Origin of the sequence: Streptomyces sp. NBC_00435, assembly GCF_036014235.1 — a bacterium.
Lineage (GTDB): Bacteria > Actinomycetota > Actinomycetes > Streptomycetales > Streptomycetaceae > Streptomyces.
Map to the genome: position 1 here is coordinate 148,786 of NZ_CP107924.1, position 14,296 is coordinate 163,081.

Below are 14,296 nucleotides of genomic sequence, written 5' to 3' on the forward strand. Positions count from 1 at the left end.
CGGGCTTCCTGCATGCGCACATCGCCCCGGCGGCAGCACTGACCGATCCGCCGAATCTCCGAGTATGCCGTCCAGAAGAGACAGCACAGGCCGCGCCGCTCCTCGACGGGATGTTCCACGTAGAGAAAGGCAGATTAATGCTGTCTCCAAGAAAATCCGCCGCATTGGTCATCTCCTGGGTTTTGGCATTGTCAGGCGGAATTGCGCTGTCGGAGACAGCAGCATCGGCCGGGTCACCGTCTCCCAAGTACACCGTGACCGTCGGGACTCCCGTCAACCATCCTTTCGGTGACGACACCCCGATGGGTTCATACATCGACAAAGATGGCGCGTTTTACGGCCAGACGTCCCTCTCGTACTACCCCCAGGGCTGGGAACGCAGGTGGAATTTCCATACCGGTACCAACTTCGACGACCTCAACTATTCCAACGGCATCAGCCAAGAGGCTGACCCGGCCAAGCCCGCCGACAAGAACAGCGACACGACCTGGCGGTGCAACAACGGCCCGACCGGTAAAGAGGCAACGAAGACGTCGCCAGTGGATCCGAAGAATGCGGACCAGGGGAACTACTGCACTCTGATCGGGGTTTGGGTCGATGCGGACACTGGGGACTGGTACGGGCTCGTGCACAATGAGTTCACCATCTCACCGTTCAAAACTGGCCTCCACTACGACGGGATCGACTACGCCGTCTCGAAGGACCAGGGCAAGACGTGGAGCATCAAAGACCATGTGATCACCTCGCCCTACAGCACAAAGCGCGGCGACACGACCGCCTTCCCCAAGGACACCTACTCCTACGGTGACGGCGACCCACGTCTGTACGTCGACACCGCTTCAGGCTACTTCTACGTCTACTACGGCTCTCGAGTCGTCGACAAAAGCGGTGGCTGGAGGGCCTTCTACGGGCATGTGGCCCGCGCACCGATCTCCGACAAAATGGCGCGCCCCTCGTGGAGGAAATGGTACGGCGGTACCTGGACCGAGCCGGGCACGGGTGGTAAAGAGAGCAACATGGTGCCGGTAGATGCTTCCAACACGACCGGATACACTCCGGTCGCCAAGGAGTACAGCCCGGCGAACAGCGGCAATGCGAGTGCGCAGATCGCGGCCGGCAAAATGCCCGATACATCGCCACTCTTCGTGATGGACATTACATACAATGCCTACCTGGGCCTTTACATCGGCGAGCCACAAAACGTCGACCAGAGCGGTAACGCGCCTCAGCAGTACTATGCCACCGACAACCTAGCCACACAGCAGTGGCGCCTCCTCGGCGATACCGGCAATTATCACACCCGTTCCTGGTACCGCTGGTTCGTCGACAACGTGAGCAAGACAAGCTCCACCATCGTCGGCAAGGACTTCCGGTCGTACTGCACCGGATGCAAGGACGGCGTCAACAACAACTACGTCCAAGTCACCGTGGGCTCCTCTGATCCCGCTGCCGCGCCGTTCGACCCGGCCAAGACCTACAGGATCGGCAATGGAAACGGCCGGACCCTCGCCCAGGTCCCCGGCGGCCAGACGGCCACCTCGCTGACAGCCGCAACCGGCTCCGACCGTGAGGGCTGGTCCTTCACCGCCAACGGGGACGGTTCATACCGGATCGCCAACGCATCCACCGGCCAGCTCCTGGGTGTCGCCTCAACTTCGACGGCGACCCGCAAATGGGGCACGGTACCGACAGTCACCGGCAAACCGACCACCGGACCCACCACGGGACAGCAGTGGTGGATCATCCCCACAACCTCCTCCAGCGGCACAAAGACCGGCACGTACCGGCTCGTCAACCGCTACAGCGGCCTGGCGCTCGGAATGACTTCCGCTTCCGACCGGCTCGCTGAGACCACACCCGCCCGGTCCTGGACCAGCACCGTACTGAACTCCGTCGGCGCAGGCCGGACCGCCGAGCAACAAGAGCTCACTGTGACCGCGGTCGGCACATCCCCCGAAGGCAGCCTCAACGGCATCCACTTCCTCGCCACGAAGGGGAACGTCCTCAACAGCCCCGGCCACAGCACAACGGCCGGCACTCAGCTCATCACCTACCCCAGATACAACGGGCTCAACGAACAGTGGCAGTTCACCCAGCAGTCCGATGGGTCCTACGAAATCGTCAACATCGAGTCCAAGCTGTGCGTCGACATCAGCGGGAACTCCACCAGCGCCGGCGCGAAGGTGATCCAGAACACCTGCAACAAGCAGGCTGGCCAGCGCTGGATCCTCACCAGGCTCACCACCGGCGCCTACACCGTCGCGTCCGCCAAGACCCGGCTGCTGCTCACCACCACCCCCTCGCCCAACAACTGGCAGGTCACCCAAGAAACGAACAACAATTCACTAATCCAGCAGTGGACGATCTCTTGATGTGCGAGTTTCCCTCCGCCTAGAGCTTTCCTGGGCGCAGCTGGCACTAGGCCCTCACCATGGCGGCGACGGTGGGCATGACGAGTCCGGTACCGGGGTAGCCGCCGTCGGCGATGGTGGTGGTCCTGCCGACGGCCGCCTTGGCCCCGGACCCCGGACTCGTCCCATGCCTTGCAGTCGTTACGGTTGCCGGGCAGCGGTCGGCCGACCACGACGACCAGGCGCGTGCCAGTGTCGATGACGACCTGGTGATTGGTGGAGTACCGGTAGTTCTTGTAGTTCTTGGATTGCTCGGCCACGGCGTGGTCCCGTGTGGGCGCCAGGGTGCCAGGGTGCCATCCACGATCAGGACGTCGTCCCTGCGGAACCGCTTGCGGGGCTGGAGCTCGAGCAGGGGGCCGAGGCGCAGCCGGCCGAGGACTCCGCACACGAAGAGTCCACGGTCACCGCTCCTGGAGCAACCCCAAGCCCAGCGCCTTCCAGGTCCCGCTCGGCGGCCGCACCGAGAGGAGCGGCGGCTACTGCTCCACCTTCGAGATGCACCGATCGCGACCACGATCACTCCTACGACAGCACGGTCTCGGCCTCGCACGATGCCGCCGTCGGGGTTCGTGGGCCATCGGCTGGATCGCCCAGCGGTGCCTGGTGATCCGTACGCCTCTTACATCGTGGTCGTCGCTCGCCACTCCCCGCGCAACCATGCGACGCTCGCGCCGACCGTAGTGGATGCCGTGGCCCGTGCCGGTTTCCAGGACCGCGATTAGGCGCTTCGCCGCGGGAGCCCTTGAGGTGCGACCAGCACTCCAATCTATCTATCCAGCTAGTAGATAGCCGGATAGATAATAACTGGCATTGGTATGCTGGACCGGCTGAACAGGTCAGCCATCACGTCACGAAAGGAGCCGGTTATGGCGGCGAAAGCAGCCGGGGACTCGCCGAAGGGAGAGGAGAGCGCGGCAGCGTGCCCCTCCGACGGGCAAGTCGCCCTGCTGAGGCAGTGGGACAGTCTGCAGTCAGGGCTGCGCCGCCTGAGTGAGCGGGTGCTCAAGGATGTGGATCATGCCACTGGGCTTGCCCCGTCCTCCTTCCAGGTCCTGTGGTTCTTGCTGACCGCACCGGGTCAGGCTGCCCCGATGAGCGAGCTGTCCCGGACCCTCGGTTTCACCACGGCCGGCACGACCAAGGTCGCCGACCGTCTGTGCGAGGCCGGGCTGATGGAACGGCTCCCTCACCCGACAGACCGCCGCGTGACCCTGGCCGCCTTGACCCCCCAGGGCCGTGCCACAGCAACCAGGGCGGCCTTGACGCTGGCTGACGCCCTCCAGGAGCGCATCAGCACCACGCTGGGTCTGGACGGCCTGAAGGCACTCGCGGACTTCGCGACCCGTATCGACCCCGAGACGGCGGCTGCCCCTGTCAACGCGGCGACCACGCCGACTGCCTGAAGCCCGTCTCGGCAGCCTTGCATGAGCGGACTGCCAGGGCCGCGGAGGCAACAGAACCCGTGGGGGCCCGACCGCTGCCACGCCACCACCGCGGCCACCTTTCGTTTGTCGGTGATGGATTCAGGCCCGGAAATCGGTGGTGGTCCGGGCACGCTGTGCGGGCTGCTCCGCACTGGACAGGGGCCCGCCCCCGTCGCAGCGCCGCATGCTCGGAAGGTGCCGGGCCCTCGAAAGGTGCCGGGCCGGAGCGTTGCGCAGCGCTCGGGTGATCACGGACGCCGGTGGTGCGGCAGGTATCTCAGGTTCGGGTGCGGTGGTAACGGCGTGTCATTCCGTTCCTACCACCCGGGCGGTAGCGGCTGCGCCACGGTCTCAGTGGGCGGCAGCGGTGCCGCCGTCGACGTTGATGACCGTGCCAGTGACCGCGCCGGCGCGCGGCGAGCAGAGGTAGGCACAGGTCCAGGCGATCTCTTCAGGCCGGATGGGGCGCTTGATGGCCATGGCGTCGGCGAACGCGGTGCGCGTATCCGCTGAGGTGTCGAGGTTGGAGTCGCGGGCGACCTCGACGAAGCCGGGGTTGATGTCGTTGACGGTGATGCCGTAGCGCCCCAGTCCCGACGCCAGCGACTTGGTCAGGGTGTGCAGGCCGCCCTTGCCTGCCGCCATGGGGATCGCGGCCCAGGATCCGGTCCAGGCATTGGGACCGTTCATGTGGATGATCCGGCCCCACCCGGCGTCCCTCATCCCGGGGACGAAGGCTTTCGCCAGGTACCAGGAAGCGGTGAGCTGCTGATTGAGATAACGGTGCCAGTCCTCGTCGGTGGTGTCGAAGAATGAGTCGCGGTACATGCGGGCGTTGGCGTTGCTGACGTAGATGTCGAGGTGGCCGAACCGCCTTTCGGATTCGGCCTTGAGTGCGGCGACGGTGGCTGGCTCGGCAGCATCGCCCAGCACCACCAGTGCGCTGGCTCCGTGCTGCTCCGCCTCGGCCTTGACGGCTTCGGCTTCGTTACGGTCGGACGCGGTGTCGCGGGCGTTGATGACAACGTTCGCGCCGCGGGCGGCGAACTCGAGGATGATGGCGCGGCCGATGTTGCGGCCGGAGCCTGTGACCAAGACCGTCTTGCCGGTGTAGTCCAGATCGGTGTCCATGCTGTTCTCTCTTTCGGACGGCCCCCTGAACGGGAGCGGTTCAGTTCTGGGTTTCGATGAAGGAGAATCCGTTCGGCCCGTGGGCTACGAAGTGACCGGCGTCGAGGTTGAAATGGGCGGGCACCACACGGGTGCCCCGGCGGGCGGCCCGGGTGAGCAGGTCGCGCCGGGCGGCGCGGATCTGGCGAGGGCTGACGTCGACGTCGTGCTCGCCGTAGTGGGCGCACAGGTCAGGGTGGCCGACCATCATTGGAGTGGAGAGCAGGTCACCGACGAACTGGGCGCTGTGGTCGCCGGACTGCACGGTGAGCACTCCCGAGCCCGGAGTGTGCCCGGGTACGCGGTGCAGATCGATGCCGTCCGCCAGCTGCAGGTGACCGTCCCAGAACTCGCCCTGCCCGGCGCCCAGGATCGGGTCGATGCTGTCGGCGAAGACCTGCTCCATGTCGGCGTCCACGTGCTCGGCCCCGGAGCCGGCAGGGTGGAAGAAGTCATAGTCGGCCCGGGGAATCAGGTACCTGGCCTGGGGGAAGGTAGGAACCCAGGTGTCGTCGACGCGGGTGGTGTTCCAGCCGACGTGGTCGGAATGCAGGTGGGTCAGCACGACTATGTCGATGTCGGCGGGGGTGATGCCCGTGGCGCTCAGCTGGTCCAGGAACGGAGTGTCCAAGTCGCTGAACGGCGGAGCGGACGGGCGGCTTTTGCCGTTGCCGATGCCGGTGTCCACAAGGATCACGTGGTCGGGCGTCTCCAGCAGAAACGACTGCACCGTCAACGTCACACCGTCTGATGCTGGATCCCAGAACCGCCCATCGAGCCAGGCCCGCTCGGACTCCCACGCGTCCCGGTCCAACTGGCCGTAGGCATCCGCCCGCGTGAACAGCTGGCCGTTCCATTCCACGAGGCGGCGGGCCCGCACCTGCCCAATGTCGTAATCGGGCCTCGCGCCCAGGTGAAAGGGATCTGTCATGAAGACTCCTCAGGTATTCGGAATGCAAGCGCCGGGTGTTGGGGTGAGGCTGTTGACCACATACAGGGAGGACTGAGGACCCGCGGACGGCCAGGTCCCAGAGCGCTCCGCCCTTGCCCGGACGAGCCGGAGCAGCTCGATGCAGTGCGCCAGGCAAGTGCGTCGGCCTGGCGTGCTCCGTTGACGGAACGGCGAACGGCCCATCCCTGTGGACGGAGCCGTCCATCGGCCGCGGCACGTGAGCCGATCGCCGCGTGCACGTGCCGCGACTAGGGCAGCAGCAGGATCTTCCCCCCGGCGCTGCCTCGGGCTTGGAGGGAGTACGCGGAGGGGGCGTCCTCCAGGGGAAACGTTGCGGCGATGTCCACTCTCAGGTCGCCGGCCGCCGCGGCGCGCAGCAGGGCGGCGCGGGCCGCGGGCCGGATGCGTGCGGTCTCCTCACCCGGGCCGATGGCCTTGGCACCGGCGGCCAGGGCTGCACCGAAGTCGACCAGGGTGACCACGCGACGGCGATCTGGTACCAGCTCCAGGGAGACCGCCAGGGCTTCACCCGTGCCGGCGGCATCGACAGCTGCTGTGACGCCGCCGGGGGCCAGGGCGCGAACACGTTCGGCGAGGCCCGCTCCGTAGGCGACGGGGGTGATACCAGCGGCACGCAGACGCTCGTGGTGACTGGGTGACGCGGTGCCGATCACTGCCGCGCCCCGCGTCTGTGCCAGTTGGGCAACCATGCCGCCCACGGCCCCGCTGGCGCCATGGAGCAGCACGTGGTCGCCTTCGCTGACGCCGACCACGGCCAGGGCATGGGTGGCGGTCGTGCCGCTGCCGAGCAATGCAGCGGCTTCCGGGAAGCCGAGCTGCGGAGGTTTGCGCAGCAGGTCGTTGGCAGGGACGGTGAGTTCAGAAGCCTGGGCTCCGTCCAGCCAATGCCCCACTACGTGGTCGCCCACCGCGAGCACGTGTCCGTCGAAGCCGACCGCTGCCGGCCCGACCGCGGTGATGACGCCCGCCATCTCGTTGCCCAGCCGCAACGGGAGCAGCCGAGGGTCACGCCCCATGAATCCACCCGCACGCTTGACGTCGAAGGGGCTTACGGCGGTGGCGCGGACGGCTACCACCACCTCACCCGGGCCGGGGAGCCGGGAGGGAACATCCTGGATCTCGATGACGTCGGCTCCACCCCAGTCGGTCGCCACCACTGCACGGACCATGACGTCAGAAACCGATGGGCTGGCGGACCAGGACCACGCTGGCCCGTCCGGGGAAGACCTCACGCCCGCATATGAGGATCTTCCCGATCACACTGCGGGCCCCGTACGCAAAGCCGCGGGCAGGCAGCGCCGCAGCGGCGCTTTGGAGGTCAGCTTCCGGCACGGGGCGCGCGAAGGACTCGTCCACGGGGAGGACGTCGAGGGTGGACCGTTGGCTGGTCATGACAGGGCAGAACCTTTCGTAGCCGGGCGGGACGGGCTGGGGGGGGAGCAGTGACCCCTCCAGCAGTTAGGTAGCTAGATATACAGCAACTAGCTAGGTAATTGCTAGTTATGAAGTAGCTAGAACGTTGAATCTGCTACAACGCCGGCGGCGGGGCTCTTCAGCGCAGCCCGGCCCGGCGGAGGGAGTCCGTGAACGCCCGACCGGTCGGAACGGCCGAACCACTCGGCAGACATCCGCCTCGCCGCGGCGCCACCCCACCGAACCGCACCGTGAGGCGTCAGCCGTCGAAGGTCCTGGATGCGAAGGGTGAGGCGCCGCACCCCTGCCGCCGAAGGCCGGGCGGCAGGGGTGCTGCTGAGGGAGTCCCCTGACCTTTGGAGTGACGGGCTCCGCTCCCGTACCGGCCGGTCTCACCGCGCGGGGGCACAGGTTGAGCGGGCCGCTTCCCCCTACAGGGTCGGGGTGAACGTCTCGTACGGCGGGATGCTGATGCTCTGCGGGGAGTCCTTGATGACGTTCACGACGCGTCAATGTCGTTCAGGCCGTCGCCGACGCCCCAGTGGTGGCGTTCACGTTCGCGTGGACCCGGCAGGCGGTCGAGTCGCGTGACGGGCGCTCAGCGCCTCGTCTCGTACCGGGTCAGGATCACGCCGCAGGGAAACGTCCGCGTCTCCAACAGATTCAGGTTCACCCAGCTGTCCAGCGCGGTGAAGAACGGCGTGCCGCCGCCCACCAGGACCGGCGCTGTGGCCAGCACGTACTCGTCAATCAGCCCGGCCCGCATGGCCGCCCCGGCGAGCGTCGCGCCGCCGATGTCCATCGGGCCGCCGTCCTCGGCCTTGAGCCGGGTGATCTCGGCGACCGCGTCGCCGGGTACCAGGCGGGTGTTCCAGTCGACCTTGTCGATCGTCGAGGAGAACACCACCTTCGGCATGTCCCGCCAGCGGCGCGCGAACTCGATCTCCGCCGGGGTGGCGCCCGGCTGCTGGTCGCCGGTCGGCCAGTGGGAGCTCATCGTCTGCCACAGCTTGCGCCCGTACAGCGACAGGTCGGTCGCCTGCAACTGGTCGGACCAATACTGGAACAGCTCGTCGCTCGGCACGCCCCAGCCGATGTCATCGCCGGGCGCGGCGATGTAGCCGTCCAGGGTCAGGTTCATACCGAAGATCAGTTTCCGCATGGCGCCAGCCTTCCATGAGTCGGTCTCACGCATACAGACCGGCACGGCGCGGGAAACTCATCGGTGCGCGATCTGAGCTCGCATGTACCAATTCGAAAGGGTCGCCTTCCTTCCGCCGCTCCGTATCGTGACGCACCACGTCGCCGTAGATCCAGGCCAGGGCCAGCCAGTGCGCGTCGAGGTCGCGTCCCTCGCCTGTCGCCGTGTTGGCGACCAAGACCCGGTAGGCAGCATCCGCGGGCGTGGCGGGGGCACCCGCGTCTTCTCCCAGTCTTCAGCAAGGAGTGCTCTGCCACACGACGCGCGCGCATGACGAACGACGAAAGACACTGCCGGTTCTTCTGCTCGGGCATCAGCACAGCGCCTGTCTGGATCTCGTCCGCTGTCCAGGCGGTGATGTCGAGCAGCTGGCCGCTGAGCGTCGTCAAACGCGGTTCAGGGACAGGCCGAGCCGCGCGATGGTCAAGGTCCGGTCGGTGACGGCAACATCGGTATCGGTGAACCGGGCGGACCCGAGCCGGTCGCGGACGAGGGCGCGCAGGGCGGGATCGAGGTCGTCGAGGTGGTCGAGGACGGCCTGCGGAACCTCGATGGTGCCGTAGAAGCTCCTCGGCTGGGAGGTGAGACCCGGCTCCCGGGGGCTCTGGCGCAGACCGTCGACCGTATGCAGGGTGACCCGGAGTTTCTGGTCGCCCGCCTGCAGGGTCAGCGGTGTGGCCGCGACGGCGACGTCGAACTCCGCTATGTGGGCCTCGACTTGGCCGAGCGTGCCGGTGAAGTCGTACGGCGAGGGGGGCGCGAGGGTGTCGGTGGAGCGGTCGGCGGGTGTGTTCTCGAGGCCATGACCTTCGAGGGGGTCGCCGGTCGGGGTGAAGGTCCACCGGGACGCGGTGAGGGCCTTGCCCCAGTAGCCGGTGCGGCCTTGGTCGCTGCCCTCGACCCGGAGCTCGCGGGCGTCCGATCCGGCGCCGGTCTTGTGGATCGAGATCCGGTCGGTGACCTGTCCGGGAATCTCGGGCTGGTGCGTCCAGTCGGGCGCGGGCAGCTGGATCTTCGGGATGGTCGCGCCGCGCTGGTCCTCGTAGGAGTAGCGGAAGAACACCCTGTCGGCGCCGGATATGTCGAAGTCGTACAGCCGGGTGTACATGTCGCCGTACCGGTTGATGACGAACGAGGTGGAGGCGGAGGCGGACAGCGCCCGGGCCTGGAAGCGTCCGCGCAGCGGGGTGGCCATCTCGTAGCTGTGGTCGGCGGGGAGCCAGGGGTCGAGGTAGGTGATGCGGCTGCCGTCTTCGCTGAGCGCGAAGAGGTGGGAGACCTTGGCGGCGCCCGCGGGGTGGTTGTTGCCAGCGGTGTCGCGCCACACGTCGTCCTCACCGGGAGACAGGACCGACCAGCTCCAGCGGGTCGCCCCGGAGGGAACCGTGGTGCCACCCCCCAGCCACAGCGGAGACCCGAAGCGGCGCGTCCAGTTCCACGTCCAGGGCGCGTTGAGGGCGTGGTCCATGGTGTAGACGGCGCCGTCCTCGTCGAGCGCGACCAGCTCGTCGTCGTCCACGGATATCCCGGTGACGTGCCCGGCCAGGCATTCGGGCAGCGACATCACGTGCCAATCACCGCTCTCGGAGGCTTCCTTGACGTGGATCCGGCCCGCACTCAGAGCAAAGGACCACCTCCGGTTGAACGTGGCCGTGGTCCCCCGCAGGTGGATCTGCGACGGCAGGGAGACGGCCGACAGCCGGAGCGCCGAGAGCCCCAGGGTGCTGTCACCGGGTACGAGATCGACCAGGCCGGCCGTTCCCGTCGGGTGGCACGGGCCGGTGGTGGCCGCTGCCGGGGCGGCGGGGGCGAAGGTGGCCGCCACGAGCACGGCGGCGGCCAGGGAGGAGCGAAGCATGTCGGATCCGTTCAGAGGGATTTCGAGAGGGACAAGGGCGACTGATCCGGCGCGCCACCGCTCAGAGCCCGTGCGGGCCCGGAGTCGCCATCAGCTTCCGCTTGCGTTTCTGGTCAGCGCGCAAGGCGGTCGGGTGGGTGGCGAACTCGGCCTCGGTATCCAGAATATGGTGACATGCACGGGTGCTGAGCAGCAGCCCCGCCAACTTCAAGCGGAGACCGCCGCCGTTCCCCCACGGCAGCCACCCGATGTTCGCTTGTCAGGGCGAGGGGTCGAGGTCAGGACGTTCGCCTTCAACCTCGACACGTCTCCGACGACCTGAACCGTGAGGCCCGACCTCGTCGCGGAGATCAGCGCCGACACCTCTATCGATCGCGGCGGTGTCCACCGCCATCCGGTCCGCCACGTGCGCCTGGACGCGGCCGTCGAGGAAGCTCCCCGGTTCGGCGGAACCGGGGCGTCGCCGCTGGGATGACCGGACTGTCCGACGCGCGGTGTACTGGAGGGCTGTCGGGAGACCGCCTCTACTCCTGTGCCGCTCGCCCTCGTGCGTACCTCCTCCGTCCCCCTCCGCGGGCTCGCTGTGGTGCGACCCGCCCGCCCCAGTCGCTACAGGTCGGTGAGTAGACGGGACCTGACGGTGGGACTCACCGGTGATGCCACCAGTCACCCGGTGAGTAGGCGGGCCTGTAGGGCTGCGACGTGCGGTGGGGAGGTCTCGGTGAGTCCGCCGTTCCAGCTGTATCCCAACCTGTGATGTCGCAAGCAACGCAGCGACCAGCTCGACCAGGCGCAGCTTGCCCCGCTCGGCGACTTCGGCACCGACTGGGCGTAGTGCGGACGGGAGGAGGTCTCAGAGACCTCCTCCCGCAGCGCCCAGTCCTGGGTTCTTTCAGCCGGCCGTCGACGTCGCGCTGGGCAGAGCAGTCCCTGCGGGATGTTGAGGGCTTTGCTCGACCGGGGTCGCGGACCCGTCGCCCACACCGAAGAGGAAGGCCAGCATCAGCAGGGCCGTTGCTGCTGTGGTCAATGCCATCGCCAGGTCTCCACGGGCTTGACCGGCTGATACGGCGCTCGATTGACGCTTCGAGACCCCGTCGTACGGCTGGTGCTGCTGGAGGAAGTGGTCAGGGCAGGCCGGCGTCTTCGGGGATCGCCGACGCTGTCACGGCGCCGGCGTTACCGCGAGGCCACCTTCGCCAGGTCGTAGTGGTTCTTGATCTGGGCTGCGGTGAGTGCCGTCGGGTAGACCGCGGTTTCGTCGATCTGTCCGGCGAACCAGTCGCTCGACGGACGGAACGGCCACCCTCCGAGGTTGTCCGCGCCAACGTGCCAGTAACCGGTGTGGCCGTAGTGGCCGACGACGTTCAGTGTGCCCTTGAGCACTCCGTCGACGTACAGCTTCAGCCCGGCCGGGCCCTGGGTCGCGACGACATGATGCCACTGGTTGTCGTTGTACCTCTCGCTCGTGGAGAGGGTGTACACGGCGCCGGGGTACACCCCGACGACCACGCGACCTTCGTCGGTCAAGTACAGGTGCTTGTCGTAGCTGGAGCTGACCTGGGAGGTTGAGCCGCCGAAGCCGATGAGTTTGCCGCCGCGTGTGGAGCTGGTCTTGAACCAGGTTTCGAGACTGTACGAGGGGCCCACTGTTTGGCGGTGGTCACCGTAGACCTGCTGGTCGGTTCCGTTGAAGCCCATGGCCGTGCTACTGCCACCGACCGCGCCGGGTGTCTGACGCAAGGCCGGTGCGTTGACCTGGATACCGCTGGTTTCGCCGCCGTTGGAGGAGTCCGCGACGTAGGGGCTGACGACGTCGTCGTAGCGCCAGTACAAGGAGGCGCCGTCCGCGCGCACCTGGGTCGGGTACGGCTCCACCGCGGTCGGAACCGTGACGGACACGGCGGCGGACTTGGCACTGGCGTTGCCCGCGCCGTCGGTCGCCGAGACCCGGTAGGTATAGGTCTGTCCGGCCACGACCGTGGTGTCGACCCAGGAGGCCTGGCGTCGCTCGAACTCCAGGGAATCCGCGGTCATGGTCTGGATGGGGGTGGTGGCACCGTTGCGGTAGATCTTGTACGTGATCTTGCTGTCGTCGGGGTCGAAGCTGGTGCGCCAGCGGACCTGTACCGCCTTGGGGTCGATGGCGGCAGCGCTGGCGACCGGGACGGTCGGCGCGCCGACGTCACCGGTGGACGCGAAACGGGTCAGTCCCTGCTGGGGTTTGGTGTTGACCGTTGTGAACTCACCGCCCACCCACAGGTACGCGGCGTTGCCCTTCGGCGCGACGGTCATGACCCGCGGACCGATGCCCTCACCGATACCGCCGTTGACCGCGGGGAACCAGCCCAGCTTCCGCGGTGCGGGCACGAAGCCGTTCACCGCAGCCGGTGCCGCACCCGTGTACTGCGTGGGCTGCGCCATCAGATAGCGGCGCTTCCCGTCATCCGGGAAGTCGCCCTCCAAGGTGCAGTCGTGCGCGTGCGACGCGACGTAGAGCACTCCGCCGTACGGCAGTACGTTTTGCGTCGCACCCAGGCACCGGTCACGCCACCGCTCGCTGAAGTCACTGAGACTGAACGCGGCACGTCCGTCGAACACGCCTCCACCGTTGCCCTGACTGCCGATGTAGAAACCGTCCTGATCGACGGCGATGTCCATCACCCACGACAACTGGTCGATCGTGTCGTACGTTTTCTTCACCGCACCGGACACCGCATCCGCCACGGCGAGCGCATGACTGCTCGCCTTGTTCAGCGAGAAGAACTCGCCCCCCAGCAACACGCTCTTCCCGTCCGGGGTGACCTCGATCGCCCGGCCGGAATCATCGGCGTTCGCCGTGAAGGGCTTCAGAGCACCGGTCGCGGCATCGACTGCCGCGAAGCTCCCACGGGGCTGACTCTGCACGGTGGTGAAATCACCCGCCGCGTACAACGTGTCGCCCGTGACGGCCAGCCCCCGCACCATCGCCGAGAACCCCGGATGGAACGAAGCCTTCGGCGCGCAGCCCGCGATGTCGATCGCGGCGACGTTGGAGACCTTGACCCCGTTGACCTCACCGAACCGACCACCCACGTACAAGGTCTTCTCGTCCTTCGACACGACGAGCGAGCGCACCGTCGCCGTGCCGCTGCTCACCGTGAACGCGAGTCGGCACGAGGTGGGGTTGCCCGTCGCGGCATCCAGCGCCGCGAAATTGACGACGCTCTGAGGGGCGCCCGACGCACCGGCCGGCGGGTCGAGCTCCGAGAAGGTACCGCCCGTGAACACGGTCCCGTTCACCTGAGCCATCGCCCACACGATGCCGTTGGTCTGCCAGGTGGGCAGATTGTCGGCGGTGAACGACACCGGTGGAGTGACGGCCACAGCCTGCGACACCGGTACCAAGCCCAGTGCGACTCCAGCCAACGACAGGACCAGGGCAGCCGCCAGCCCCCTGGGCCTGCGCCGGCGGAGCACCGAACCGCGGCCCGACCCGCGGTGCTCACGCCGCTCGCTGCCTATGTCACTCATGCGCGCCTCAAAGATCTTTACGTGAAGGAAATGGATCTGCCAGAGCATGCCAGAGCCACGCGACAGGGAGGTACCAAGAATTCAAATCCATACGGCGACGCCCGCCTGGCGCTCGCTGATCACATTTGATGGCATGTCAAATATGATTTGAAGTAACCGACTTGGACGACCGGATATTTTCGATCCGAACTTCGACCAGGCTGTTATTGAATTGACACGACCCCTGGCTTCCGAATTTCACGTCTACTGAAATCTGGTCAGGATTCCTGTCGCTGCCGGGGCGGCGACTGGAAGCCGACCGGGGCGCCGGCCGAACCCGATGTCGTGGCG

Annotated in this window: 10 protein-coding genes and 1 pseudogene; 2 read left to right on the plus strand and 9 right to left on the minus strand. The window is 67.0% G+C overall.

The window, feature by feature from the left end; translation table 11 throughout:
* Positions 1 to 164 precede the first annotated feature (164 nt).
* Positions 165 to 2,372: an RICIN domain-containing protein gene (locus tag OG389_RS00680; RefSeq protein WP_328296461.1), complete on the plus strand. Its 2,208-nt coding sequence runs from the start codon at positions 165 to 167 to the stop codon at positions 2,370 to 2,372.
* 55 nt (positions 2,373 to 2,427) lie between these two features.
* Here OG389_RS00680 and OG389_RS00685 read toward each other — a convergent pair.
* Positions 2,428 to 2,775: pseudogene (locus OG389_RS00685) on the minus strand (transposase); the annotation flags it as partial.
* A 505-nt stretch (positions 2,776 to 3,280) separates the two neighbouring features.
* Between OG389_RS00685 and OG389_RS00690 the strand changes: the two are divergent.
* Positions 3,281 to 3,817, plus strand: coding sequence for a MarR family winged helix-turn-helix transcriptional regulator (locus OG389_RS00690; protein WP_328296462.1), 537 nt, complete (start codon positions 3,281 to 3,283; stop codon positions 3,815 to 3,817).
* 372 nt (positions 3,818 to 4,189) lie between these two features.
* Here OG389_RS00690 and OG389_RS00695 read toward each other — a convergent pair whose 3' ends face one another.
* From OG389_RS00695 to OG389_RS00730, 8 genes are all read right to left on the minus strand, one after another.
* On the minus strand, positions 4,190 to 4,969 hold the full coding sequence (locus tag OG389_RS00695; protein ID WP_328296463.1) for an SDR family NAD(P)-dependent oxidoreductase: 780 nt from the start codon (positions 4,967 to 4,969) through the stop codon (positions 4,190 to 4,192).
* 40 nt (positions 4,970 to 5,009) lie between these two features.
* Positions 5,010 to 5,939 (minus strand): MBL fold metallo-hydrolase, encoded by a 930-nt coding sequence (locus tag OG389_RS00700; RefSeq protein WP_328296464.1) that lies wholly within the window; start codon positions 5,937 to 5,939, stop codon positions 5,010 to 5,012.
* Positions 5,940 to 6,208: 269 nt separating this feature from the next.
* Positions 6,209 to 7,150 (minus strand): NADP-dependent oxidoreductase, encoded by a 942-nt coding sequence (locus tag OG389_RS00705; RefSeq protein WP_328296465.1) that lies wholly within the window; start codon positions 7,148 to 7,150, stop codon positions 6,209 to 6,211.
* Between the two features lie 4 nt (positions 7,151 to 7,154).
* Positions 7,155 to 7,373: a hypothetical protein gene (locus OG389_RS00710; RefSeq protein ID WP_328296466.1), complete on the minus strand. Its 219-nt coding sequence runs from the start codon at positions 7,371 to 7,373 to the stop codon at positions 7,155 to 7,157.
* A 619-nt stretch (positions 7,374 to 7,992) separates the two neighbouring features.
* The gene (locus OG389_RS00715; RefSeq protein WP_328296467.1) at positions 7,993 to 8,556 is read right to left on the minus strand and encodes a dihydrofolate reductase family protein; all 564 of its coding nucleotides are present in this window, start codon (positions 8,554 to 8,556) and stop codon (positions 7,993 to 7,995) included.
* A gap of 25 nt (positions 8,557 to 8,581) precedes the next feature.
* Complete coding sequence (locus tag OG389_RS00720; RefSeq protein ID WP_328296468.1) at positions 8,582 to 8,773, minus strand: hypothetical protein; 192 nt, start codon at positions 8,771 to 8,773, stop codon at positions 8,582 to 8,584.
* A 207-nt stretch (positions 8,774 to 8,980) separates the two neighbouring features.
* Entirely contained in the window at positions 8,981 to 10,453 is a 1,473-nt protein-coding gene (locus OG389_RS00725; protein WP_328296469.1) for a hypothetical protein, read from the minus strand.
* 1,179 nt (positions 10,454 to 11,632) lie between these two features.
* Positions 11,633 to 14,014, minus strand: coding sequence for a LamG-like jellyroll fold domain-containing protein (locus OG389_RS00730; RefSeq protein WP_328296470.1), 2,382 nt, complete (start codon positions 14,012 to 14,014; stop codon positions 11,633 to 11,635).
* Positions 14,015 to 14,296 lie beyond the last annotated feature (282 nt).

Excerpts from the sequence above, each read along its gene's own strand:
- OG389_RS00690 (WP_328296462.1), top strand. The coding sequence starts at position 3,281 with ATGGCGGCGAAAGCAGCCGGGGACTCGCCGAAGGGAGAGGAGAGCGCG.
- OG389_RS00715 (WP_328296467.1), bottom strand. The coding sequence starts at position 8,556 with ATGCGGAAACTGATCTTCGGTATGAACCTGACCCTGGACGGCTACATC.
- OG389_RS00705 (WP_328296465.1), bottom strand. The coding sequence starts at position 7,150 with ATGGTCCGTGCAGTGGTGGCGACCGACTGGGGTGGAGCCGACGTCATC.
- OG389_RS00710 (WP_328296466.1), bottom strand. The coding sequence starts at position 7,373 with ATGACCAGCCAACGGTCCACCCTCGACGTCCTCCCCGTGGACGAGTCC.
- OG389_RS00695 (WP_328296463.1), bottom strand. The coding sequence starts at position 4,969 with ATGGACACCGATCTGGACTACACCGGCAAGACGGTCTTGGTCACAGGC.
- OG389_RS00730 (WP_328296470.1), bottom strand. The coding sequence starts at position 14,014 with ATGCTCTGGCAGATCCATTTCCTTCACGTAAAGATCTTTGAGGCGCGC.
- OG389_RS00725 (WP_328296469.1), bottom strand. The coding sequence starts at position 10,453 with ATGCTTCGCTCCTCCCTGGCCGCCGCCGTGCTCGTGGCGGCCACCTTC.
- OG389_RS00700 (WP_328296464.1), bottom strand. The coding sequence starts at position 5,939 with ATGACAGATCCCTTTCACCTGGGCGCGAGGCCCGATTACGACATTGGG.